Here is a 24804-nt window from a genome sequence, read left to right as displayed (position 1 = left end):
CCTCGGGCGGAGACGGCTGACATGCGCCGCGCCACGCAACTCGTGCTCCTGATCGGCTGGCTCGGCTATGCCCTGCTGCCCTGGTATCTGCCGGAGGGCATGAGCCTGACGCAGTTCGGCTGGCTCTCCGGTTACCCGCTCGGCAAGGCCGGCAGCGCGCTCGCGCTCGCCTTGTCCGGGGAAGCGCCCTGGCTGCTGCCGGTCGGATTGGCCCTTCTGGTGGCGACGGCGTTCTGCCGCGGCGCTGACTCCGGCAAGGTGGCGCGTGTCCTCGTCGCGGCCGGCGCTGCGGGGCTAGCGGTTTTCTTCCTGCAGGGCTTCGGCATCGTCCTCAAGGGCTCGGCCGCCGGCTGGGCCATGGCGCTTTTCGGCGCGGATGTCGCACAGGGCGGCATGGGCGGCGGCGCCTTCCTGACGGTGCTCTCGCTGCTGCTCCTGACCTGCCATGGCCTGGCTTATCGCGGCTATTGCCGGGGCGACCTGTTCACCACCTCGGCCATCGGCATCGTCGTCCTGCTGATCGGGCTGTTCATCTTCTGGCCGGTCATGGTCATCCTGAAGAGCGCCCTGGTCGATCAGAACGGCCATGTCGCGCTCTCGGCTTTCTCGGACAGGTTCTTCAGCGCCACGATCTGGGGGCTCGGCTGCGTCTCCGGCGGCACGAGTTGCGGCGTTGCCTGGAACACGCTGATCCTGGCCGTGCTGACCGGGGTGATCACGACCCTGCTCGGCCTTGCCTGCGCGCTGCTGCTCCAGCGCACGGCGATGCCTGGCAAGCGCCTGATGCGGGCGCTGACGGTGCTGCCGATCATCACGCCGCCCTTCGTGATCGGGCTTGCGCTGATCCTGCTCTTCGGCCGTTCCGGCTTCTTCACCGGGATCATGGCGGACTGGTTCGGGTTTCCGCGCTCGCGCTGGATCTATGGTTTGCCCGGCGTGCTGCTGGCGCAGGTTCTCGCCTTCGCGCCGATCGCCTTCCTCGTCCTGATCGGCGTGGTCCAGGGCATCAGCCCGAGCCTGGAGGAGGCTTCGCAGACATTGGGGGCCGGCCGCTGGCAGACCTTCTCGACCGTGACCTGGCCATTGCTGCGACCCGGCATCGCCAACGCCTTCCTGCTCGGCTTCGTCGAGAGCATGGCTGATTTCGGCAACCCGCTGGTGCTCGGCGGCAATTTCGAGGTGCTCTCGACCAAGATCTTCTTCGCCGTCGTCGGCGCAGCCTATAACCAGGGCCAGGCGGCGGTGCTCGCCATGGTGCTGCTCGCCTTCACGCTCGGCGCCTTCTGGCTGCAGCAGGGCTGGCTCGGCGGCAAATCCTACACGACCGTGACGGGCAAGGGCGATGCCGGCCTGCCGACGCCGCTGCCGCGCCGGGTCACCTGGCTTGCGGGGCTGGCCGTTGCGCCCTGGGTGGCGCTCACGCTGGTGATCTATCTCGTCATCCTCGTCGGCGGTTTCGTCAAGACGATGGGCCGCGACTACACGCCGACGCTGGAGCATTACCGCACCGGTTTCGCGATCGATTTCAGCCGCGGACTCTTCTTCGAGGGCGCGGCCTGGAACTCCTTCTTCACGACGCTCAAGGTCGCGGCGATCTCGGCGCCGTTGACGGCGCTGATCGGCCTGCTCACCGCCTATCTGCTGACACGGCAGAAATTCAGCGGGCGCGGCACCCTGGAATTCGCGACGATGCTCTCCTTCGCCATTCCCGGCACGGTGCTCGGCGTTGCCTATATCCTGGCCTTCAACGTGCCCCCGATCGAGATCACCGGCACCGGGCTGATCCTGATCATCGCCTTCGTCTTCCGCAACATGCCGGTCGGCGTGCGCTCCGGCATCGCCGGCCTGTCGCAGATCGACAAGAGCCTGGACGAGGCCTCGACGACGCTGCGCGCCCGCAGCTTCACCACGCTCTGGCGCGTCGTGCTGCCGCTGCTGCGCCCGGCCCTGGTTGCGGCGCTGGTCTATAGCTTCGTGCGCAGCATGACCGCCGTCAGCGCGGTGATCTTCCTGGTCTCGGCCGAGTACAACCTCGCCACCGCCTATATCGTCGGCCGGGTCGAGGCCGGCGAGTTCGGCTTGGCCATCGCCTATTCCTCGGTGCTGATCGTGGTCATGGCTGCCGGCATCGGACTGATCCAGCTCGGCGTCGGCGAACGCAAGCTCGGCCGGCGCCAAGTCGGCCGGCGCAAGGTCGTGGCGCTCTCCAGCTCGGTCTCCGATCCCATCAGTCAAGGAGCAGCAAGTTGACGAAGGCCGGCCCCGCATCCGTCGAGTTCCGCAATGTCAGCATGCGCTATGGCGCGGTGACGGCCGTCGACGATGTCAGCTTCGCCATCGAGGCGGGCAAGCTCGTCACCCTGCTCGGCCCCTCCGGCTGCGGCAAGACCACGACGCTACGCATGATCGCCGGGCTCGAGATCGCCAGCGCGGGCCAGATCCTGATCGGCGGCAAGGATGTGACGCGGCTCTCGGCCGCCGATCGCGACGTCAGCATGGTGTTCCAGTCCTATGCGCTGTTTCCGCATATGAGCGTGCTGGAGAACGCCGCCTATGGCCCGACCGTGAAGGGGCTGGGCAAGGATGTGGCGCGCGAGATGGCGCTGTCGAAGCTCGCGCTCGTCGGCCTGAAAGGTTTCGAGAACCGCTACCCTTCGGAGCTCTCCGGTGGGCAGCAGCAGCGCGTCGCGGTGGCGCGCGCACTGGTCCTGGAGCCGCAGGTGCTGCTCTTCGACGAGCCGCTCTCCAACCTCGACGCGAAACTGCGCCGCCGGGTCCGCGAGGAGATCCGCGAATTGCAGCAGAGTCTCAACCTGACGGTCGCCTATGTCACCCATGATCAGGAGGAGGCGCTCGCGGTCTCCGACCGCATCATCGTGATGTCGAATTCGCGCATCGCGCAGGAGGGCGCGCCGCGCGAGCTCTATGAGGAGCCGGCCAATGCCTTCGTCGCGGATTTCATCGGCGACGCCAATCTGATCGACGTGACGATCCGCTCCGTCGCCGAGGGGCGCGCCGATGTCGCGATCGGCTCGGCCAGCATCTCCTTGCCGGCGCGCGGGCTTGGGCCGGGGCCGGCCCGGGTCGCGGTTCGACCGGAGAGCCTGATTCTGTCGGAGGCGACGGGCGAGGGGCTGCCCGGCACGATCCGCAAATGCACCTATCTCGGCAACCACCTCGACATCATCGTCGCGACGGAGGCCGCCGATCTCTTCGTGGTGCAGTACGGCGCCCGCCCGATGCTGGCCGAGGGCGCGCCGGTGAAGCTCGGCTTCGCGAATTCGGGCGTGACGCTGATCCCGCCGGACTGAGCCGGCCGCGCCATCAGCCCAGCCGCGCGGTCGCGATCATGCGCCAATCGGCGATCGGGATATCCTGGCCCGAGCGCACCACGCAGAGCCGGTCGAAGCTGATGGCTCGCCCTTTCAGCCTCCGCCCGACCTCCTCTGCAGCTGCGACCTTCAGCTCTGGCGCGACCGCGCCGTAGAGCAGCGAGACATGCGGCATGAAGGCCTCTGCCGCCTGCGCGTCCAATCGCTGCTTCAATCGCGCCAGCGGCGCGCTGACCGCGAAGCGCGCATAGAACGAGCGGAAATAGGTTTCGCTCGTTTCGATCGCGGTGATCTCTTCTGCAAACCTCGCGACCGCGCCGGCCGCCTCCGCGATCGCGGCTTCGAGCGCGGCTATGGGCAGGTCGGTGTCGCCCTTCACCGTCAGATGCGGCGCGAAGAGCGGTGTGTCGAAGCGGCGCGACAGCTCCGTAACCACCTCCGCCAGCAGCGTCTCGTCCTCGGTTTTCGGCAGCAGCCAGATGGAGTGGATCAGGGGTGTCATCAGAGGTTCACAAACCTATTGCACACGGCCGGAGACGGGCGTTATATTTATTCCAAGCGTATCAGAAATTGGAAGAGACGTTCCAATCATTCTGAAAAAGATCGCGGCAAGGGAGACGGCGTTTTGCCAACGGAATTGCAGCACGGGCCGCAAAGCGGCGCGGCCATTGCCGTGCGCGACCTTCACGTCGCCTATGGCGGCACGCGGGTGCTGCACGGCGTCAGCCTTGATTTCACGCCCGGCAGCTTTACCGCGCTTCTCGGCTCGTCGGGCTGCGGCAAGACCACGCTTTTGCGCTCGCTGAGCGGCTTCGTGCCGGTCGAATCCGGCTCGATCATCGTCGGCGGCCGGGATGTCGCATCCCTGCCGCCGGAGAAGCGCGGCATGGCGATGGTATTCCAGTCCTATGCGCTGTGGCCGCATATGACCGTGCTGCAGAATATTGGCTACGGCTTGAAGCTGCGCGGCGCCACCAAGGCGCAGATCGCGGCCAAGGTCGCTGCGATGCTCGAATTCCTCGGCCTTGCCGGCTATGAGGACCGCAAGGTCACTGCGCTCTCGGGCGGCCAGCGCCAGCGCGTCGCGCTCGGCCGGGCGCTTGCGATCGACCCCGGCATTCTGCTGCTCGACGAGCCGCTTTCCAATCTCGACGCCAAGATCCGCATGACGATGCGCCATGAGATCCGGGCGATCCAGCAGCGCCTGGGCTTGACCGCCGTCCATGTCACGCATGATCGCGAGGAGGCCATGACCATGGCCGACCGGCTCGTCATCATGCAGGCGGGCAGGATCGCGCAGGTCGGCACGCCCGAGGAGGTCTATGACCGCCCGGCGACCGCCTTCGTCGCGAATTTCATGGGCGCGGAGAATGTCCTGCCGCTGCGCGTCGAGCGCTCGGAGCAGGGCGCATCCCTTAGTGCCGGAGACGCGACTGCCCACATCGCAGCGGGGCTGTCCAACACTTTGCCCGCCGGTGACGCCGTCGCCTATTTCCGTGACGACGTCGCGCGGCTCGATGCCAGCGACGCGACCTCTGCCGACGATCTGATCGTGCCGGGGTTGATCGCCGCGCGCGCCTATCCAGGCGGCGTCTACCGCTACCGGGTCGAGGCCGCAGGCCGCCAGATCACGGTCGACGACGCCAATCGCCATGAACTCGGAACCAAGATCGGCCTGCGCATCCCGCTGCAGCGCCTCCACATCTTTCCGGCATCCGAGGCCGGGACGATCGCCGCCTGACCGCGTTCTACCCAACAAGGAGTCAGACCCATGCGCATCCTCACCATTGCCTGTTCGCTCGCGGCGCTGATGGCGGCATCGCCGCTCGCCGCCCAGACCCTGAACGTCGCCACCGCCGGCGACCAGAACATGGTCGACTATGTGAAGGACTATCTCGGGCCGATGTTCGAGAAGTCCCATCCCGGCGTGAAGGTGGTTTCCGTCGGCACCGGCGCCGGCGATTCCGGCTCGCAGAAGATCTATGAGAAGCTCGACGCGCAGAAGAGCGCGGCCACGACCGATTTCGATGTCGTCGTCATCCACCAGAAGGCCGCCGGCACGATGGTGAAGGAAGGCCTGCTCGCCAAATACACCGACAAGGTCGACACCGCGAAACTCGTCTCCAGCGAGTCCGCGAAGAACGCGCTCGGCGCCGACGTTTCGGGCTTCGTCATCCCGATGTTCCAGTCGCAGACCGCGCTCGCCTATAATGCCGATCTGCTCAAATCCCCGCCCAACACCTTCGCGGAGCTGCGCGACTGGGCCAAGAAGAACCCCAAGCAGTTCGGCTATAACGGCATCAAGGGCGGCATGTCCGGCGTCGCCTTCGTCGCCGGCTGGGTCTACGCCTTCGGCGGCGACGCCGACAAGCTGATCAAGGGGCCCTATGATCCGGCCGTGAAGGCGTCCTGGGACGGCGCGCTCGCCGATCTCAAGGAGTTCAACAAGTCGGTCGTCATCACCCCCGGCAATGCCGGCACGCTCGACATGCTCAACCGTGGCGAGATCGCGATGGGGCCGGTCTGGGTCGATATGTTCTATTCCTGGCAGGCCGACGGCAAGCTGCCGCCGAACATGAAGCTCAAGCTCGCTTCTCCGGGCATGCCGGGACAGCCGATGTATTACGCGGTGCCGGAGAAGACCGCCAACCGCAAGCTCGCCGAGGAGTTTATCGCGCTCGCCACCAGCCCGCAGGTGCAGGCGGACGGCATCGTCAAGAAATTCAACTGGTATCCGGGCATCGACGCCAAGAACCTCGAGGGCAAGCTCGACCAGGCGGCCTGGAACAAGCTCTTCACCGACATCACCCCGAGCGACCTCTCGAAGAACGCCAAGTCCTTCCCGATCGCGCCCTACTTCAACGACATCCTCGAAGGCTACGAGAAGAAGGTCTCGAACTGAGACCTTTATCGACAGCCGGGGTGACGGAATGCGCCGTCATCCCGGGCGAAGCGAAGCGTAGACCCGGGATCCATGCCGGAACGGTTCAGGCATGGATCCCGGATCGGCGTCGCTGACGCGACTTGTCCGGGATGACCCCGCGAACTTGAAGAAGCGCAGTGGAATGAGCCTCTCCCAACGCCAACTGGCGCTGATCCTCATCGCGCCCGGCCTTCTCCTGGTCGCTGCGCTATTCCTCTACCCGCTCGGCTTCTCGCTGATCTCGGCCTTCACCAAGCCGGACGGCTCGCTGACGCTGGACTGGTTCGCCAAGGCCTATGAGCTGTATTCGACCGACATCGTCTTCACGGTGGTGATCGTGCTGGCGTCCTGCGGGTTGACCGCGTTTGCCGCGATCGTCATCGCCGGCACGCTGACATTGGGCGAGAACCCCTGGATCGTCGGCACGCTCAAGGCGCTCTATCGCTGGCCGCTCTTCATCCCCTTCATCGTCGCGGCGCAGTGCATGCGCACCTTCCTCGCCAAGAACGGGCTGATGAACAACACCTTCGTCTCGCTCGGGCTGATGGAGCCGCTGAGCGCCGTGAGCTATCTCGACTGGCGCGGCATCATCGCGACCTTCGTCTGGAAGCAGACCCCCTTCGTCGCGCTGCTGCTCGCCGGCGCGCTCGCCTCCATCGACCGGGCGACGCTGGAGGCCGGCCGCAATCTCGGTGCCTCGCGTGTCCGCGTGCTCGTCGAGCTGGCCTTACCGCAGGTGATGCCGACGCTGCTCGTCGCGCTCGTGCTGTCCTTCGTGACGATGCTCTCCGTGCTCTCCGTGCCGATGATGGTCGCGGGCTCGCAGCCGACCATGCTGACGGTCGACATGGCCTTCCGCATCAACTCCTACGGTGACTACGCTACGGCGAATGCGCTTGGCGTCATCACCTATCTGATCAGCGCAGGCGCCGCGATCCTCTACCTCAAGCGGGGCCTGTCGAAGGAGGCGGCGCCATGATCCGCCTCGCCTCGACCGCCCGGGCGGCGCTGGCCGCCGCGCTGCTCGCCGCCTTCGCCTTCGTGCTGATCGGCCCATTGGCCAATCTCGCGCTCTGGTCGGTCGCCGAGCGCTGGTACACGCCGTTCAAGCTGCCGGTGACCTATGGCACGCGCTATTGGGAGCAGGTCTTCCGCCCGACCGGCGACGCGATGGTTTCGCTCGGCACCTCCGTCTGGATCGCCGTGCTGACGGTCGTCGTCGCGCTCGCTCTGTCTATCCCGGCGGGCTATGCGCTGGCGCGCTTGAAGCTGCCGATGCGGGCGCTGTTCATGGTGATGTTCCTGCTGCCGCAGGCTTTTCCCTCGGTCGCGATCTACATCAATGTCGCGCGGGTGTTCTACCAGATCGGCATCAACGGCACGGTCTTCGCCGTCGTTCTCGTCCATGCCGCCCATGGCCTGGTCTATTCCGTCTGGATTGCGGCGGCGGCTTTCGCGGCGGTCGACAAGGATCTCGAGCTTGCCGCCCGCAATATCGGCGCCTCGCCCTTGCGCGCCTTCTTCACGGTGACACTGCCCTTGGCCGCGCCCGGCATCATCGCCAGCGGCATCTTCGTCTTCCTGGAGTCGCTCGACGAGTTCACCGGCACCTTCTTCGTCGGCGTGCCGCAGGTCACGACGCTGCCGCTCTTGCTCTACAACGCGGCGATGGGCGGCAATTATCAGGTCGCCTCGATCACGGCGCTGATCCTGCTCGTTCCCTCCGTGCTGTTCATGCTGTTCATCGAGCGCTTCCTGCGCGCCGATGTGCTGGCCAAGGTCGGCGCCTGACAGCGCGGCCGTGGACGCTGCCCCGCGTCTAAGCGGGCGGCCTTCACACACTCACCCCGTCATCCCGGACAAGCGGCGAAGCCGCGCAGATCCGGGATCCGTCGGAGGGCCAATCCTTTAAAGGGTCTGGCCCTCCGACGGATCCCGGCGCTCCGCTTTGCTTCGGCCAGGATAACGGTGCGTTTCCCAGGGTACCGAACCCACCATCCAGGCGCCCTTGACGAAACAATAATATGGCATACCATAATCTCATTCTCGAGGTGGGTCACTTGAGAGGAGAGGGAAGTGAGCTTGGAACTGCGCAAGATCGTCACGTTCACGGAGGACACTTTCATCGAGGGCGGCCGTGAGGCTGCGCGGCCGCTGCGCCTGTTCGCGGCGGCGGCGGTTCTGCGCAATCCCTGGGCGGGCCGCGGTTTCGTCGAGGATCTGAAGCCCGAGATCCACGCCGTCGCGCCGGTTCTGGGCGAGCGATTGACGGCCGAGATCCTGCGGATGACCGGCGGCGGCGAGGCGGTCGAAGGTTATGGCAAGGCCGCGATCGTCGGCACCTCCGGCGAAATCGAGCACGCCTCGGCGCTGATCCACACGCTCCGCTTCGGCAATCATTTCCGCAAGGCCGTCGGCGCGAAGAGCTATCTGAGCTTCACCAATACGCGCGGCGGGCCGAACTGCCCGGTGGTCATCCCGTTGATGCACAAGGCCGATGAGGGCATGCGCTCGCACTACCTTACGATCCAGTTCGGCATTCTCGACGCGCCGGCTCCCGACGAGATCGTGGTGGCGCTCGGTGCCTCCATCGGCGGACGGCCGCATCATCGCATCGGCGACCGCTACCAGGATCTCAAGGATCTGGGCGGCACCGATGTCTGAGCGGGACGCAATCTCCTACCAGGACCGGACGGGAGCGCCCGCGCGGGCGGCCTTCACCCGGCGCGGCAGGGGGGCGCCTGTCCTTCTCGTGCATGGCGTCGGCATGCAGGCATCGGTCTGGGCGGACCAGATCGAGCAATTGTCGAAGCGCTACGACGTCGTCGCCGTCGATATGCTTGGCCATGGCGGCTCCAGCCTGCCGCCGGCGGATGCGCGGCTTTCCGACTATGCCGACGCGTTGCTCGCGCTCATCGACGGCCTCGGTCTGCGGAACGTGCATCTTGTCGGCCATTCCATGGGCGCGCTTGTCTCGCTGGAATTCGCCTTGTCGCATCCCTCGCGGCTGGCGAGCGTGACGGCGATGAACGCCACCTTCTGTCGCACGTCGGAGCAGCGCGAGGCGATCGCGCAGCGTCTCGCGGCGCTCGAGGATGCGGCCGCTCCCCCTGCCTGGGGCGCCACCATTACGCGCTGGTTCGGAGATCCCGTCCCGGCCTCGTGGAGCCTTGCGGCGGCGACGGTGCATGCGCTTCTCGATGCCGTCGATCCGGTCGGTTATGCGCGGACCTATCGGCTGTTTGCGACCTCGGACGCCGCTCATCGCGACCGTCTTCCTGGGCTTTCCGTGCCGGCCCTGTTCATCACCGGCGAAGGTGACCCCAACTCGACCCCCGAGATGTCCCTGGCGATGGCGCGGCTTGCGCCCGGCAGCCGGGCCGAGATCGTGCCCGATGAGCGCCATATGATGAGCCTGACCGCGCCCGGCGAGATCAACCGGCGGCTGCTTGCCTTCTTCGCGCAGGCCGAGGCGGCGCGGGTTACCGAGCCAGCTGAGCCGGCGGCCTTCGACAAGGGCGCCTTCCGCAAGGCGCTCGGCAGCTTCCTGACCGGCGTCACCGTGGTGGCGACGCTCCAGGATGATGGCGAGCCGCGCGGCTTCACCGCCAACTCCTTCACCTCGGTCTCGCTCGATCCGCCGCTGGTTCTGGTCTGCATCGCCAAGACGGCGTCGAGCTGCCCGGTCTTCTCCAAGGCGGGCCATTTCTCCGTGAACATCCTGGCCGAGAGTCAGGCCGATATCTCCAATCTGTTTGCGACCAGGAGCGCCGACAAATTCGCCAGGACCGCTTGGCGCAAGGGGCCGGCGGGCAGCCCGATCCTGAACGACGTCGCGGCCTGGTTCGACTGCCGGCAGCATGAGCTGATCGAGGCCGGCGATCATGTCATCCTCATTGGCGAGGTGATGGGCTTTGACCATGCGCCGGCCAACCCGCTCGGCTATTGCCGGGGCGCGCATGTGGCGTTCGGCCTGTCGCTCGACAGCTTCTCCGCGAAGGGCGGCCGGATGCGCGTCGGCGCGATCCTGGAGCATGAGCGCGCGATCCTGCTCGTCGCGGGCGAGGGCGGGCGGCTCGATCTGCCCGAGGGCGCCTCGCTCGGCGCGGGCGGCGATCCGGCGAGCCTGTCGGGGCGCATGAATCATCTCGGCATCAAGGCGGATCTCGGCTTCCTCTTCGCGGTGTTCGAGGATCGCGAGGCGCCGGGCGCGACCTCGATCTATTATCGCGGCAGGCTTCTGGAGGTGCCGGAACCATCGGCGGCGGTGCATCTGGTGCCGTTCGACGCGATTCCGTGGGACCGGCTCCGCGACGAGGCGATCCGCTCGATGTTGCGCCGCTATGTCCGCGAGCGCAGCGAGGACATCTTCGGCGTCTATGTCGGCGACACCGAGAGCGGCACGGTCCAGACGCTGGCAAAATCACCGACCAAGCCGTTGGCGCAACCGGTCTAGACGAAAGGCGGCGCGATGAAATTCTCCCTCTTCGTCCATATGGAGCGCGCCGATCCGGCCAAGCCCCATCGTGAACTCTTCGAGGAGCTGGAAGAGCTCGTCCTGATCAGCGAGGCGGCCGGTTTCGAGACGGCCTGGATCGGCGAGCATCACGGGATGGAGTTCACCATCGCGCCGAATCCCTTCGTCCAGCTCGCCTATTTGGGGGCGAAGACGACGCGCATCCGGCTGGGCACCGGCAATGTGGTGGCGCCGTTCTGGCACCCGATCAAGCTCGCGGGCGAGGCGGCGCTGACCGATGTCGCGACGAATGGGCGCCTCGACCTTGGCATTGCGCGCGGGGCCTATTCCTTCGAATACGAACGCCTTGTGCCTGGCCTCGACGCCTGGGGCGCGGGCCAGCGCATGCGCGAGCTTGTGCCGGCGGTGAAGAAGCTCTGGGCGGGCGACTATGCCCATCAGGGCGAATTCTGGTCCTTCCCCGAGACGACCTCCTCGCCCAAGCCGGTGCAGCCGGAACTGCCGGTCTGGATCGCAGCGCGCGACCCCAACAGCCATGATTTCGCGGTGGCGAATGGCTGCAACGTCCAGGTGACGCCGCTCGCCTCGGGCGATGGTGAGGTGGCGAGTCTGATGGAGCGCTTCGAGACCGCCGTCGCCAACCATCCCGAGGTCAAGCGCCCGAAGATCATGCTGCTGCAGCATACCTTCGTCTCCGACAGCCCGACCGAGACCGAGGAATTGTCGCAAGCGCTGAGCGATTTCTACGGCCTGTTCGGCGCCTGGTTCCAGAATAAGCGCCCGATCCGGCAAGGCATCATGGCGCCGCTCGATGCCGAGGAGCGCGCGGCGATGCTGCCCGCCTATCGGCCGGAGGCTGTCGCCAAGAACCTGGTCATCGGCGAGCCCGATGCGGTGATCGCGCGATTGAAGGGCTATGAGGCGCTCGGCTTCGACCAGTTCTCGATCTGGATCGACAGCGGCCTGCCGCATGCGCGCAAGAAGAAGTCGCTCGATCTCTTCATCCGGCATGTCCTGCCGGCCTTTCTCTGACGGAGAGCGTCGATGACCCTGCCGCGGTTCCAGCTCTATATCGACGGCGCCTTCGTCGACGCGGCAGAGACTTTTGAGAGCCTCGACCCGGCGACCGGCACGGCCTGGGCGCTGATGCCGGCGGCGGGGGAGGCCGAGATCAATCGCGCCGTCGAGGCGGCGGACCGCGCCTTCCATGACCCGGCCTGGGCCGGGCTGACCGCGACCCAGCGCGGCAAGCTGCTGATGAAGCTCGGCGATCTCGTCGCCCAGCATGCGGGGCGCCTGGCCGAGCTGGAGACGCGCGACACCGGCAAGATCATTCGCGAGACGCGGGCACAGATCGGCTACGTCGCCGACTACTACCGCTATTTCGGGGGGCTTGCCGACAAGATCGAAGGCGCGCATCTGCCGATCGACAAGCCGGATATGGAGGTCTTCCTGCGCCGCGAGCCGATCGGCGTCGTCTCCGCCATCGTGCCGTGGAACTCGCAGCTCTTCCTGTCCGCCGTGAAGCTCGGGCCCGCGCTCGCGGCCGGCTGCACCGTCGTGCTGAAGGCCTCCGAGGACGGGCCGGCGCCGCTGCTCGAATTCGCCCGGTTGATCGATGCCGCGGGCTTTCCCAAAGGCGTCGTCAATATCGTCACCGGTTTCGGCGAGCCCGCCGGGCGCGCCCTGACGAGCCACCCGAAAGTGGCGCGCGTCGCCTTCACCGGCGGGCCGGCGACGGCGCGCCAGGTGGTGCGCAACACCGCAGAGAACCTGGCGCATGTGACGCTGGAGCTCGGCGGCAAATCGCCCGTCCTGGTCTTCGCCGATGCTGATCTCGACAGCGTCTCCAACGCCATCATCGCCGGCATCTTCGCGGCGACCGGCCAGAGCTGCGTCGCTGGTTCGAGGCTCTATGTCGAGCGCCCGGCGCATGACCGCCTCGTCGCCATCCTCACTGAGAAGGCGGCGAAGATCCGCGTCGGCGACCCGCAGGACGAAGCGACGGAGATGGGCCCGCTCGCGACCGCGCGCCAGCGCGCGCATATCGAGGACAACCTTGCCCGCAGCGTCGCCGCCGGGGCGCGGGTGATTTGCGGCGGCGGGCGTCCGGCCGGCCGCGAGGCGGGCTGGTTCTTCGCCCCGACCATCGTCTCGGCGGCTGACAACACCGTTCCTTGCGTCGCTGAGGAGCTCTTCGGCCCGGTGCTCAGCGTCCTTCCCTTCGACAGCGAGGAGGAGGCGATTGCACTCGCGAACGATACGCGGTTCGGGCTGGCGTCAGGCGTCTTCACCACGAGCCTCACCCGGGCGCATCGCGTCACGCGCCGCCTGCGAGCGGGCATCGTCTGGGTCAACACCTATCGGGCGGTCTCGCCGATCGTGCCCTTCGGCGGTTACGGCCAGTCCGGCCTCGGGCGCGAGGGCGGCTCGGAATCGGTGCGTGACTACACGCGCACGAAATCGGTCTGGATCCGCACATCCGACGATCCCATCCCCGACCCCTTCGTGATGCGCTGAGGAGAGAGGCCGCGATGATCTACGAAATGCGGACCTACCGCCTGAAGACCGGGACCGTGCCGGCCTATCTGAAGCTCGTCGAGGACGAAGGCATAGCCGTCCAGAAGAGCCATCTCGGCGCGCTCGTCGGCTACTTCTTCTGCGACATCGGGCCGCTGAACCAGATCGTGCATGTCTGGGCCTATGCCAGCCTCGATGATCGCGAGACGCGCCGAGCAGCGCTTGCCGCCGACCCTCGCTGGCAGGCTTTCCTGCCGAAGATCCAGTCGCTCATCGAAACCATGGAGAACCAGATCCTGAAATCAGCGCCGTTCTCGCCGCTGAAATAGGACGCCACGACGCCTGCCGAACAACCAAACAAAACAGGGGAATGAACATGAAGGCTTGCACACTCATTGCCGCGAGCATGCTCGCGATCAGTGCGACATTGTCGGGAATCGGATCTGCCTCCGCGCAGGACAGCATGGTGTTCACGAGCTGGGGCGGCACCACCCAGGAGGCTCAGAAGAAGGCCTGGGCTGAACCCTTCACGGCGTCCTCGGGCATTGCCGTCAAGCAGGATGGGCCGACGGACTACGGCAAGTTCAAAGCCATGGTCGAGAGCGGCAATGTGAATTGGGATGTCGTCGACGTCGAAGGCGATTTCGCGGTGGCGGCCGCCAAGGCCGGCCTGCTCGAGCCGCTCGACCCCGCCTTGACCAAGAGCGGCGACCTCGATCCCCGCTTCAGCTCCGCCCACCATGTCGGCAGCTTCTATTATTCCTTCGTGCTCGGCTTCAACAAGGCCAAGCTCGGCGGCAAGGAGCCCAAGGTCTGGGCTGACCTGTTCGACACTAAGGCGTTCCCCGGCAAGCGCACCTTCTACAAATGGTCGGCGCCGGGCGTCCTGGAGATCGCGCTGCTGGCAGACGGCGTCAAGCCGGACAAGCTCTACCCGCTCGATCTCGACCGCGCCTTCAAGAAGCTCGACACCATCAAGCCGAACATCGTCTGGTGGAGCGGCGGCGCGCAGTCGCAGCAACTCCTGGCCTCGGGCGAGGCTCCGCTCGGCATGTTCTGGAACGGCCGGATCTTCGCTATCCAGGCCGAGAACCCGCAGGTCGGCCTGTCCTGGGAAGAGAATCTGACGGCGGCCGACGTGCTCGTCATCCCCAAGGGCGCCAAGAACAAGGCGGCGGCGATGAAGTTTCTCGCGGCGGCGAGCTCGGCGCAGGGGCAGGCCGATATGGCGGTCAAGACCGGCTACGCTCCGACGAACCTCAAATCGGCGGCGCTGATGGACCCGAAGGTGGCCGCGACCCTGCCTGACAAGTTCACCACCTCGCAGATCAATCTCGACATGGCCTATTGGGCCGCCAACCGGGACGAGATCGGCAAGCGCTGGTACGAGTGGCAGGCCAAGTAAGCCCCGCGCCTGTCACGCCCGTAATGCCGGTGAGATCATGACGACGGTGCCCACGCCATCGCTTGCAGGCGAGGTCGATCTCTCGCCCGAGCCCCGCCGTCTGGCGGGGCTCGGAGCGGTTGCGCCTGCCTTGGGATTGCTGGCGCTGTTCTTTGTCGTACCCGTGGTCGCGCTGCTGCTGCGCAGCGTCCTGGAGCCGCAACCGGGCTTGCAGAACTATGCCGAAGTGTTCGGCTCCACGACCTATCTGAAGGTCTTCGGCAACACCTTCCTGGTGGCGGGGCTCGTTACGCTCGTCACCTTGCTGCTCGCCTTTCCCGTCGCCTGGTTCCTGGCCGTTGCGCCCAGGCGTTGGTCCGCCTTGCTGTTTGGCGTCATCGTCCTGTCGATGTGGACGAACCTGCTGGCGCGCACCTATGCTTGGATGGTGCTGCTGCAGGGCACGGGCATCATCAACCGCATGCTGATGCAGATCGGCCTGATCTCCGAGCCGCTTTCGCTGATCAACAACCTCGTCGGCGTCACCATCGGCATGACCTACATCATGCTGCCCTTCATGATCCTGCCGCTGCACGCCACGATCCGGACGCTCGACCCGACGGTGTTCCAGGCGGCGTCCCTGTGCGGGGCAAGCCGGTTCCAGGTCTTCCGGCTGGTCTTCGCGCCACTCGTCGCATCGGGCGTCGCTGCAGGCGTGCTGATGGTCTTCGTCATGTCGCTCGGCTACTTCGTCACGCCCGCGCTGCTCGGTGGAACCTCCAACATGATGCTGGCCGAGCTAATCGCGCAACTGGTGCAGTCGCTGCTCAACTGGGGGCTCGCGGGAGCGGCGGCGTTCATCCTGCTCGTGGTGACGCTGGCCATCTATGCGGTGCAGTTCCGCTATTTCGGCTTCGGCGGCGGGGAGGCGAGGTAGGCCATGCTGCTCGATTTCGATCGTCTCGGCTGGCTGCGCTATGCCCTTTGCCTTGTCGCCGTGCTTGTCGGCCTGTTCCTGCTCCTGCCGATCCTGCTGATCGTCGCTTTGTCCTTCGGCTCCTCGCAATGGCTGCAATTCCCGCCGCCGGCCTGGACGCTGAAATGGTACGGCCAGCTCTTCGCCGATCCGGAATGGCTGACCTCCTTCTTCGTCAGCCTCAGGATCGCGCTGACCGTCATGGTGCTCTCGACCGTCATCGGCCTGATGGCGTCGTTCGGGCTGACGCGCGGGCGCTTCCCGGGGCGCGAACTGGTCCGCGCCTTGTTCCTGACGCCGATGGTCTTGCCGGTGGTGGTGCTGGCGGTGGCGCTTTATGCGCTGTTCCTGCGGATCCAGCTCAACGGAACCTTCATCGGCTTCGTCATCGCCCATCTGGTGGTGGCGCTGCCATTCGCCATCATTTCGATCTGCAATGCGCTGGAGCGCTTCGACATCGCGATCGAGGATGCCGCGATCATCTGCGGCGCGAGCCCGCTGGAAGCCAAGCTGCGGGTGACGATCCCTTCGATCCGGCTTGGCGTGTTCGGCGCGGCGATCTTCTCGTTCCTGGCGTCCTGGGACGAGGTCGTCATCGCCATCTTCATGGCGAGCCCCGACCTCCAGACCTTGCCAGTGCGGATCTTCTCGACGCTGCGGCAGGATCTCTCGCCGGTCATCGCCGCCGTGTCCTCGATCCTCGTCGGCTTCACCGCCGTGCTGATGCTGCTCGCCGCCTTCCTGCGCAAGGACAAGCCCTCATGACGACGACCCCCTTCCTGTCCATCAGGGGCGTCGCCAAGCGCTATGGCGCGGTCGCCGCAGTGGAGGATGTTTCGCTGGACATCGCTGAGGGCGAATTCGTCACATTCCTGGGGCCCTCGGGCTCCGGCAAGAGCACGACGCTCTATGTCATCGCCGGGTTCCAGGGGCCCTCGGTCGGCGATGTGCTGCTGCGTGGAAGCTCGCTGCTGCGGGTGCCGTCGAACAAGCGCAATATCGGCATGGTCTTCCAGCGCTACACGCTGTTTCCGCATCTGAGCATTGCTGACAACATCGCCTTTCCGCTCAAGGTCCGTCGTCGCTCGAAGGCGGAGATCGACGCGCGGGTTCAGGCCATGCTCAGGCTCGTGCGATTGGAGCGCTATGCGGAGCGCATGCCGGCGCAGCTCTCCGGCGGCCAGCAGCAGCGCGTGGCCCTGGCCCGCGCCCTGGCCTATGACCCGCCATTGCTCCTGATGGACGAGCCGCTGTCGGCGCTCGACAAGAAACTGAAGGAAGAGATCCAGTTCGAGATCAAGCGCATCCATAACGAGACCGGGGTGACGATCCTCTATGTCACGCATGACCAGGAGGAGGCGCTGCGCCTGTCCGACCGAGTCGCCTTGTTCAACAATGGCCGGATCGAGCAGGTCGGGTCCGGCCGCGACCTTTACGATGCGCCCGCCACGCATTTCGTCGCGGGCTTCATCGGCAATTCCAACTTCCTGCCGGCCAAGGTCGCATCCGCGAGCGGGGCCGCCTTCGAGGCGGTTCTGCCTGATGGCTCGCGGCTTCCGGGCCTTACCGGTGCGCGCCTTGCCGGTGCGAGCCTTGCTGGCGCGGGTCTCAAGGCCGGGGACGATGTCGCGATCATGGTCCGGCCGGAGCGTCTCACGATCACCCGGGGCGACGACATGGCGGCAGGGCTGGTTCCGGCCACTGTCACCGCGACGACCTTCCTCGGCGATGTCGTGCATGTCCTGACGCGCACGAGCTGGGGCGGCGAGGTCTCGATCCGCTTGCCCTGCGACGGTTTCAGGGGCGAGCCGCCGCAAACCGCGGACAAGGTCCGCCTCGGCTGGCCGGCGGGAGCCGCCCGCATCTACAGCGCGCCCTGAGAGCGGGAAGGCGGGTCTCGACCCGCCAACGTCATTGCGAGCGCAGCGAAGCAATCCAGAGCCGTAGTGCGCCCCCCTGGATTGCTTCGCTGCGCTCGCAATGACGAGAGCGATTCCGCCTCGATTACCTCAGCAATCGAGCGTCACGTCACGCTCCCACTGGGTGAGATGGCGTGCGTAATCGTTCCATTCCTGGTGCTTCAGTTTGAGATAGGCGGGAACGAAGGCGCCAAGGCCCTCCTTCAGGACCTCCGACGCTTCGAGCGCGCGCAGCGCGTCGAGCATGTTGAGCGGCAGCTTCTTGACGCCCTCGACCAGGTGGCCGTCCGTGTACATGTTGATATCGAGGCGCTTGCCGGGATCGCGCTTGTTGCCGATGCCGTCGAGGCCGGCGGCGACGATGCCGGCTTGCAGGAGATAGGGGTTGGCCGCGCCGTCGGGCAGCCGCAATTCGAACCGCCCGCCCTCGGGAATCCGGATCATATGGGTGCGGTTGTTGCCGGAATAGGTCACGGTGTTGGGCGACCAGGTCGCGCCAGAGGTCGTGCGCGGCGCATTGATGCGCTTGTAGGAGTTCACCGTCGGGTTGAACAAGGCGCAGAGCGCGTCGGCCGAATGGATCACGCCGCCGATGAAGTGATAGCCGAGCTGCGAGACGCCGAGCTCGCCGGCCTCGTCCTCGAACAGGTTGCGCTCGCCGTTCCAGACCGAGACATGGGCGTGGCAGCCGCTGCCGGTCAGGTTCAGGAACGGCTTCGGCATGAAGGTTGCCCGCAGGCCATGCTTCTCGGCGATCGATTTCGCCATATATTTGAAGAAGGAATGGCGGTCGGCGGTGACGAGCACATCGCCGAAATTCCAGTTCATCTCGAACTGGCCGTTCGCGTCCTCATGGTCGTTCTGATAGGGCTTCCAGCCGAGCGCCAGCATCGCGTCGCAGAGTTCGGCGATGACGTCGTATTGGCGCATCAGTGCCGACTGATCGTAGCAGGGTTTTGTCTGCTTGTCGGCGCTGTCGCAGACTTCGAGACCGTCGGGCGTGGTCAGGAAGAACTCGCATTCGACGCCGGTCTTGATCGTATAACCCTGGGCGGCCGCGTCGTTGACCAGGCGCTTGAGCAGGTTGCGCGGGGCTTGCGCGACCTCCTTGCCGTTCATCCACAGATCGGCTGCAAGCCAGCCGACCTCCGGCTTCCAGGGTAGCTGGATCAGGCTGTCAGGGTCGGGCACCGCGAAGAGATCGGGGTCGGCCGGCGTCATGTCGAGCCAGGTCGCGAAGCCGGCAAAGCCGGCGCCGCTTTTGGCCATGCCGTTGATGGCGCTGGCGGGAACCAGTTTTGCGCGCTGGACGCCGAACAGATCAGTGTAGGAGATCAAGAAATACTTGATGCCGCGCTCCTTGGCGGCGGCCGCGAGATCAACGGTCATTCAGTTCCCCATTCTTCAAACGATAAGGGCCGCCTCGTTGGACGGCCCCGTCAGTGGTTTTCAGAACCCGGCGCTGCCGGGAATCCAGTTGGTGCCGGCCAGCGGCACGCGCGCCATGGCGGCGGCTTCCACGGTCAGCGCGACGAGATCCTCTGGCTCCAGATTATGGACATGGCTCTTGCCGCAGGCGCGCGCGATGGTCTGCGTTTCCAACGCCAGGACGGAGAGGTAATTCGCCAATCTGCGGCCGGCCTTGACCGGGTCGAGACGCGCAGCGAGCTCGGGATCCTGGGTCGTGATGCCGGCGGGATCGCGCCCCTCATGCCAGTCGTCATAAGCGCCGGCCGTGGTGCCGAGCTTGGCGTATTCCGCCTCCAGCCGCGGGTCGTTGTCGCCGAGCGCGATCAGCGCCGCGGTGCCGATCGCGACCGCATCCGCGCCGAGCGCTAGCGCCTTGGCGACGTCGGCGCCGGTCCTGATGCCGCCGGAGACGATGAGCTGGACCTTGCGATGCATGCCGAGATCCTGCAGTGCCTGCACGGCCGGGCGGATGGCGGCCAGGATCGGCAGGCCGACATTCTCGATGAAGACCTCCTGCGTTGCTGCCGTGCCGCCCTGCATGCCGTCGAGCACCACGACATCGGCGCCGGATTTCACCGCGAGTGCGGTGTCGTAATAGGGCCGGCTCGCGCCGACCTTCACATAGATCGGCTTCTCCCAATCGGTGATCTCGCGCAGCTCCTCGATCTTGATCTCGAGATCGTCGGGCCCCGTCCAATCCGGGTGGCGGCAGGCCGAGCGCTGGTCGATGCCTTCCGGCAGGTTGCGCATTCTGGCGACGCGCGGGGAAATCTTCTGGCCGAGCAGCATGCCGCCGCCGCCGGGCTTGGCGCCCTGGCCGATCACGATTTCGATCGCGTCGGCCTTGCGCAGGTCATCCGGGTTCATGCCGTAGCGCGAGGGCAGGTACTGATAGACCAGTGTTTGCGAGTGGCCGCGCTCTTCGGGCGTCATGCCGCCATCGCCCGTCGTCGTCGAGGTGCCGACGATCGTCGCGCCGCGCCCGAGCGCTTCCTTGGCCGGTCCCGACAAGGCGCCGAAGCTCATTCCGGCGATCGTGATCGGGATCTTCAGATGGATCGGCTTCCTAGCGAAGCGGGCGCCGAGCACGATATCGGTGCCGCATTTCTCGCGATAGCCTTCGAGCGGGTAGCGCGAGATCGACGCGCCCAGGAACAGCAGGTCGTCGAAATGCGGCAGCTTGCGCTTCGCCCCGCCGCCGCGGATGTCGTAGATGCCGGTCGCGGCGGCGCGCTGGATCTCCGAGATCGTGTGCGGATCGAAGGTCGCGGAGAAGCGCGGCGTGGTCTGCGCGGTCGCTGGCATGTCGCTAAGCGGTGCAGCCGGCATGGGCTTGAGTGACGCGGTCATGGGGAGCTCGCTCAATACGCCGAGGCGTTGTCGACGTGGAAATGGTAGAGGGTGCGGGCGGAGCCGTAGAGCTTGAACTCATCCGGCGAGACGTCGTCGCTCAGGCCCGCTCGCGCGATGACGCCGGCCAGCGCCGTGCGGTCGGCGGCCTCCATCGGCTTCTCCACGCAATCGGCGCCGAGGCTCCTGACCGTGCCGCGCACGAAGAGCCTGGCCTCGTAGATGGAATCGCCCAGCGCCTCGCCGGCATCGCCGAGCACGACGAGATTGCCCTCCTGCGCCATGAAGGCGCTCATCGGGCCGATCGAGCCTTTCACGACGATGTCGATGCCCTTCATCGAGATGCCGCAGCGGGCCGATGCGTCACCCTCGATGACGAGAAGGCCGCCCCGGCCGGTGGCGCCGGCCGCCTGGCTGGCATCGCCCTTGATGCGGATTTCGCCCGACATCATGTTCTCGCCGACGCCGACGCCGGCATTGCCGGCGACCACGATCGTCGCTTCCTTGTTCATGCCGCCGCAGTAATAGCCGACATGCCCCTCGATCTCGACGGTCACCGGCGCGTCGAGCCCGACCGCCAGAGCGTGCTTGCCGCCGGGATTCCTGATCGTCCAATGCGTCTCATTGGTGTTCTGGGGCAGCTTGTGCAGATCCGCGTTCAGCGAACGCAGCGGAACCGTTGCGAGGTCGACGACAGGCATCAGGCGCGCTCCCAGGCGTAGACCTTGGCTGGCTCGGGTTCGAAGATATGGGCGCTTTCGATGCCGGGCAGGCCGGCGAGCGCACGGTATTCCGAGCCGAATGCGACATAGTCCTTGGTCTCCGCCATCACCGCCGGCTTGCAGGAGACGGGGTCGCGCAGCACGGCAAAGCCGTTCTCGGTGCCGACCACGAAGGTGTAGAAGCCGTCCAGCGCCTTGAGGCTGTCCTCCAGCGCCACGCGTAGCGAAGCACCCTCGCGCATGCGCCAGGTCAGGTAGCCGGCGGCGACCTCGCTGTCGTTCTCGGTCTCGAAGGACAGGCCCTCGCGCGTCAGCTCGCGCCGCACAGAATTGTGGTTCGAGAGTGAGCCGTTATGGACGAGGCACTGGTCCCGTCCGGTCGAGAAGGGATGGGCGCCGTTCGTGGTCACGGCGGATTCGGTTGCCATGCGGGTATGGCCGATGCCGTGCGTGCCGGTCATGCCGGCGAGGCCGAACTGCTCCGCGACCTGGATGGGAAGCCCGACCTCCTTGAAGATCTCCATGCGCTTGCCGGCGCCGACGACGCGCAGGCCGGCGGCAGTCGCGAAGGCCCGCGCCTTCTCCTCGTCGGCGCGGCGCACCGAGACGATGAGGTGGTTGGAGCGGATCGTCCGTTCCGCGGGATAGCCGAGATGGGCGTCGAGCGCGCCGGCAACACGCTCCAGCACGGCGGGGTCGGAATGGCTGAGCGTCAGCTTGACGAGGTCGGCCTTGTCCGCGCCGTAGATGGCGAAGCCCGCGCTGTCGGGCCCGCGATCGCTCATCGTCTCGAGCATGGCCGAGAGGAGCCGGCCCAGATCTTGCTCAAGCTCCGGAGCCTTGATGAATAAGCCGACGATCCCGCACATGTGACCCTCCCGTCATAGCGAGAGTCCTAGCATGGGAAGTTATCCTGTCAAGAAACAAAAGTTCCTACCAGGAAATTTAGAGTGCCTGGCGCGGATAGACGATGATCGAGAGATAGGTCATCGGCAATTGCACGAACTCCTCCGGCCCATGCAGCGCGCCGGAGTCGAACAGCAGTGCATCGCCCGGCTTCAAGCGATAGCGTCCCTCGGCGTGCCGATAGACCACCTCGCCGCTGAGCATGTAGATGAACTCGACGCCGGCATGCTGGAAGCCGGTGAAGGGCGAGGCGTCCTCGCGCAGCGTGATGAGATAGGGTTCGACCACCACGTCGCCACCAAGGGCATGGCCCAGGAGCTCATAGACATGCCCGGCCTTAGTGCCGCGCCGCTCGATGTTGACGCCCTTGCCGGCCGGGACATAGGAGCAGTCGCTCTTCTCCTCGAAGGCGGCAAAGAGCGTGCTGATTGGCACGTTGACGCTGGCGGCGATGGCCGCGATCGTGTTGAGCGAGGGCGAGATCTGCCCGTTCTCGATCTTCGACAGCATGCCGGCCGAAATCCCGGCAGCCGTCGCGAGATCGGCGACCGACAAATCATGCGAGCGCCGGATCGCGCGGATCTGGCGGCCAAGCGCGATTTCCAGTGTTTTGCGGGTCTCCCCCGGTGCTCCCGAGCCGGTCGAACTGTCCTGGATGCTCAACGACAGCACCATCCCTTGCCAATCGCGCATCGTCGCGCTCGCCTGCAGACAGCAGGATCGACCGGGGCGAGTCAACCGCCGCCGGCGCGAGGGAAACGTGTCGCGCGGGCGGCCTTCGCCGATGGTGGAGCGCCGGGCGGGAGCGGCCTGCATAGGGAAGGGGATACCGACCATCATCTTAAAAGACCGGAACTCGGCCATCCCAGGCATTCCGGTAAAGCTCAATGATGTCATCGCTGTCAGGGACGCGTGGATTGTTCTGCGGCGTCCCGGAGCTGAGGGCTTGGCGCGCCATCTCCGGCAGCACAGCCCGGTAGCGCTCCCCGTCGATGCCGAAGCTTTGCGGCGTCGGAACCTTGAGGCGTGCGTTCAGCCCGATGAAGCCTTGGACGAGTGCGCGGCCGGCGTGCTCGTCGCTGTCTCCAGCCGCCGCCCAGCCGAGCGCCCGCGCCGCGGCCGCGTATTGTCGCGGTGCGGCCGACAAGGAATAGGCGGTCACGAGCGGCAGCAGCATGGCGTTCGACAGGCCGTGCGGGACATGGAAGAAGGCGCCGATCGGGCGGCTGAGGCCATGGATCAATGCCGTCGAGGTGTTCGAGACCGCAAGCCCCGCATGGGTCGCCCCGAGCATCATGGCTTCGCGGGCGGCGCGGTTTCCCGGCTCGCTCGCCGCCGTTTCGAGATGGGCGCCGATCAGCGCCAGCGCCGAGGATGCGAGCGCATCGGCATGGGCGTTGCAGTTGCGGTTGATGATCGCTTCCAGAGCATGCGTCAGCGCATCGAGCCCGGTATCGACGGTGACGCGGAACGGGCAGGTCAGGGTCAACTCGAAATCGACGATCGCGGCCGCCGGCAAGGCGGCTGTTCCCAGGATCAGCATCTTCTCCTGGCGCTGGGTGTCGGTGATCACGCAGGCCCGCGTCACCTCGCTGCCCGTTCCCGCTGTCGTCGGAACCGCGATGAACGGCATCACGCTCAGGTCGACGATGCGCGGAACTTTCAAGGCGTGGACCGCTTCCCCTGTGCTGGCGACGATGGCGGCCGCCTTGCCCGTATCGATGGCGCTGCCGCCGCCGAAGCCGATGACGCTGTCCCGGTTGCTACCGCGTATCCGCTCCACGGCGAGATCGACTGTGGCGTCGGTAGGATCCTCGATGACGCCCGCGAAGATATCGAGATCGATTCCGGCGGCGCGCATGGCGGCGATCGCCGGCTCGGCCAGGCCGAGCTTGAGGACGCCGGGGTCGATGACGAGCAGTGGCCGCGAGACGCCAAGGCGCCGCAGCAGGGCGGGAAGCTGCGCGATCGACCCGCCTCCGACGATGAGCTCGCGAGGGGTGAGGATGCGGTTGATCATCTGCGCCTCGCCATCCCGTCGACAGGGATGCTCAATGGGGACGAATGCTCAATGGGGGAGGATCTTCGACAGGAACTGTTTCGCGCGCTCGCTCTCGGGGGCGGCGAAGAATTGTTCCGTGTCGCTGTTCTCGACGATCTCGCCGCGATCCATGAAGACGACCCTGTCGGCGACTTTGCGGGCGAAACCCATTTCATGGGTGACGACCATCATCGTCATGCCCTCCTGGGCGAGCCCGACCATGACGTCGAGAACCTCGTTGATCATCTCCGGGTCAAGCGCTGAGGTCGGCTCGTCGAACAGCATCGCGATCGGGTCCATGGCAAGCGCGCGTGCGATGGCGACGCGCTGCTGCTGGCCGCCCGAGAGCTGGATCGGGTATTTCCGCGCATGCTCCGTCAGCCCGACCCGTTCGAGCAGGGAGAGCGTCTTGTCCCTGGCCTCGGAGGGGGAGCGTCCGAGCACCTTCTCCTGCCCGATGCAGAGGTTCTCCATCACCGTCATATGTGGAAACAGCTCGAAATGCTGGAACACCATGCCCACCCGCGCCCGCAGCTTGGGCATGTCGGTGCCGGGATCGGTCGCTTTCACGCCGTCGATCAGGATGTCGCCATCCCTGACGCTCTCCAGCCCGTTGACGCATTTGATCAGGGTTGATTTGCCGGAGCCGGAGGGGCCGCAGACCACGACGACCTCTCCCTTCCCGACGGCCAGGCTGCAATTCTTCAGGACGTGGAAGCTGTCGCCGTACCATTTGTTGACGGCGCGGACTTCGATCATGGCGTTCGCTTGCTGCATGACTGGG

The 24804-nt window shown here is 66.1% G+C and carries 23 protein-coding genes; 15 read left to right on the top strand and 8 right to left on the bottom strand.

The window, feature by feature from the left end; all coding sequences use genetic code 11:
- Nucleotides 1-21: 21 nt before the first annotated feature.
- Both BMZ97_RS14045 and BMZ97_RS14040 read left to right on the top strand, forming a co-directional pair.
- Nucleotides 22-2250 (top strand): ABC transporter permease, encoded by a 2229-nt coding sequence (locus BMZ97_RS14045; RefSeq protein ID WP_092170324.1) that lies wholly within the window; start codon nt 22-24, stop codon nt 2248-2250.
- A 41-nt stretch (nt 2251-2291) separates the two neighbouring features.
- Entirely contained in the window at nt 2292-3311 is a 1020-nt protein-coding gene (locus BMZ97_RS14040; RefSeq protein WP_092171425.1) for an ABC transporter ATP-binding protein, read from the top strand.
- A gap of 13 nt (nt 3312-3324) precedes the next feature.
- Here the strand turns inward: BMZ97_RS14040 and BMZ97_RS14035 are convergent, their stop codons facing one another.
- Nucleotides 3325-3834 (bottom strand): 2'-5' RNA ligase family protein, encoded by a 510-nt coding sequence (locus BMZ97_RS14035; protein WP_092171422.1) that lies wholly within the window; start codon nt 3832-3834, stop codon nt 3325-3327.
- A gap of 123 nt (nt 3835-3957) precedes the next feature.
- Between BMZ97_RS14035 and BMZ97_RS14030 the strand changes: the two genes are divergently transcribed.
- From BMZ97_RS14030 to BMZ97_RS13970, 13 genes are all read left to right on the top strand, one after another.
- Entirely contained in the window at nt 3958-5073 is a 1116-nt protein-coding gene (locus BMZ97_RS14030; protein WP_244546406.1) for an ABC transporter ATP-binding protein, read from the top strand.
- A gap of 30 nt (nt 5074-5103) precedes the next feature.
- Complete coding sequence (locus BMZ97_RS14025) at nt 5104-6234, top strand: ABC transporter substrate-binding protein (RefSeq protein ID WP_092170323.1); 1131 nt, start codon at nt 5104-5106, stop codon at nt 6232-6234.
- Between the two features lie 163 nt (nt 6235-6397).
- Complete coding sequence (locus BMZ97_RS14020) at nt 6398-7234, top strand: ABC transporter permease (RefSeq protein ID WP_092170321.1); 837 nt, start codon at nt 6398-6400, stop codon at nt 7232-7234.
- On the top strand, nt 7231-8046 hold the full coding sequence (locus BMZ97_RS14015; protein WP_092170320.1) for an ABC transporter permease: 816 nt from the start codon (nt 7231-7233) through the stop codon (nt 8044-8046). Before BMZ97_RS14020 ends, BMZ97_RS14015 begins: the two co-directional genes overlap by 4 nt.
- 285 nt (nt 8047-8331) lie before the next feature.
- Nucleotides 8332-8919, top strand: a complete 588-nt coding sequence (locus BMZ97_RS14010; protein ID WP_092170317.1) for an amino acid synthesis family protein — start codon at nt 8332-8334, stop codon at nt 8917-8919.
- Nucleotides 8912-10711: an alpha/beta fold hydrolase gene (locus BMZ97_RS14005; RefSeq protein WP_092170314.1), complete on the top strand. Its 1800-nt coding sequence runs from the start codon at nt 8912-8914 to the stop codon at nt 10709-10711. The genes BMZ97_RS14010 and BMZ97_RS14005 overlap by 8 nt, the downstream gene beginning before the upstream one ends.
- 15 nt (nt 10712-10726) lie before the next feature.
- Nucleotides 10727-11764, top strand: coding sequence for an LLM class flavin-dependent oxidoreductase (locus BMZ97_RS14000; RefSeq protein WP_092170311.1), 1038 nt, complete (start codon nt 10727-10729; stop codon nt 11762-11764).
- Between the two features lie 18 nt (nt 11765-11782).
- Nucleotides 11783-13252, top strand: a complete 1470-nt coding sequence (locus BMZ97_RS13995; RefSeq protein ID WP_210188264.1) for an aldehyde dehydrogenase — start codon at nt 11783-11785, stop codon at nt 13250-13252.
- Between the two features lie 14 nt (nt 13253-13266).
- Entirely contained in the window at nt 13267-13581 is a 315-nt protein-coding gene (locus BMZ97_RS13990) for an NIPSNAP family protein (protein WP_092170306.1), read from the top strand.
- 77 nt (nt 13582-13658) lie between these two features.
- Nucleotides 13659-14657, top strand: a complete 999-nt coding sequence (locus tag BMZ97_RS13985) for an ABC transporter substrate-binding protein (protein WP_244546440.1) — start codon at nt 13659-13661, stop codon at nt 14655-14657.
- Between the two features lie 37 nt (nt 14658-14694).
- The gene (locus BMZ97_RS13980) at nt 14695-15573 is read left to right on the top strand and encodes an ABC transporter permease (protein WP_092170301.1); all 879 of its coding nucleotides are present in this window, start codon (nt 14695-14697) and stop codon (nt 15571-15573) included.
- Between the two features lie 3 nt (nt 15574-15576).
- Nucleotides 15577-16377, top strand: a complete 801-nt coding sequence (locus tag BMZ97_RS13975; RefSeq protein WP_092170298.1) for an ABC transporter permease — start codon at nt 15577-15579, stop codon at nt 16375-16377.
- On the top strand, nt 16374-17492 hold the full coding sequence (locus BMZ97_RS13970) for an ABC transporter ATP-binding protein (protein ID WP_092170296.1): 1119 nt from the start codon (nt 16374-16376) through the stop codon (nt 17490-17492). Before BMZ97_RS13975 ends, BMZ97_RS13970 begins: the two co-directional genes overlap by 4 nt.
- A 129-nt stretch (nt 17493-17621) precedes the next feature.
- On the opposite strand, the gene glnT is transcribed toward BMZ97_RS13970, so the two are convergent.
- The 7 genes from glnT to BMZ97_RS13935 all read right to left on the bottom strand — a co-directional run bounded on the left by glnT (nt 17622) and on the right by BMZ97_RS13935 (nt 24779).
- Nucleotides 17622-18920 carry a type III glutamate--ammonia ligase gene (gene glnT, locus BMZ97_RS13965; protein ID WP_092170293.1) on the bottom strand — a complete coding sequence of 433 codons (1299 nt, stop codon included), beginning with the start codon at nt 18918-18920 and terminating at the stop codon, nt 17622-17624.
- 60 nt (nt 18921-18980) lie between these two features.
- On the bottom strand, nt 18981-20306 hold the full coding sequence (locus BMZ97_RS13960) for an FMN-binding glutamate synthase family protein (RefSeq protein ID WP_210188263.1): 1326 nt from the start codon (nt 20304-20306) through the stop codon (nt 18981-18983).
- Between the two features lie 56 nt (nt 20307-20362).
- Nucleotides 20363-21052 carry a GltB/FmdC/FwdC-like GXGXG domain-containing protein gene (locus tag BMZ97_RS13955; protein ID WP_092170290.1) on the bottom strand — a complete coding sequence of 230 codons (690 nt, stop codon included), beginning with the start codon at nt 21050-21052 and terminating at the stop codon, nt 20363-20365.
- Entirely contained in the window at nt 21052-21942 is an 891-nt protein-coding gene (locus BMZ97_RS13950) for a class II glutamine amidotransferase (RefSeq protein WP_092170286.1), read from the bottom strand. Before BMZ97_RS13950 ends, BMZ97_RS13955 begins: the two co-directional genes overlap by 1 nt.
- Nucleotides 21943-22018: 76 nt before the next feature.
- Nucleotides 22019-22672 (bottom strand): helix-turn-helix domain-containing protein, encoded by a 654-nt coding sequence (locus BMZ97_RS13945; protein WP_092170283.1) that lies wholly within the window; start codon nt 22670-22672, stop codon nt 22019-22021.
- Between the two features lie 148 nt (nt 22673-22820).
- Nucleotides 22821-23999, bottom strand: coding sequence for an iron-containing alcohol dehydrogenase (locus BMZ97_RS13940; RefSeq protein WP_092170280.1), 1179 nt, complete (start codon nt 23997-23999; stop codon nt 22821-22823).
- Nucleotides 24000-24047: 48 nt separating this feature from the next.
- On the bottom strand, nt 24048-24779 hold the full coding sequence (locus BMZ97_RS13935) for an amino acid ABC transporter ATP-binding protein (RefSeq protein WP_092171414.1): 732 nt from the start codon (nt 24777-24779) through the stop codon (nt 24048-24050).
- Nucleotides 24780-24804 lie beyond the last annotated feature (25 nt).

The sequence above is a fragment of the Allobosea sp. OK403 genome (assembly GCF_900113835.1).
Classification (GTDB): domain Bacteria; phylum Pseudomonadota; class Alphaproteobacteria; order Rhizobiales; family Beijerinckiaceae; genus Allobosea.
The sequence above is the reverse complement of the archived record's forward strand: the minus strand, read 5'-3'. Positions and strand labels throughout refer to the sequence as shown.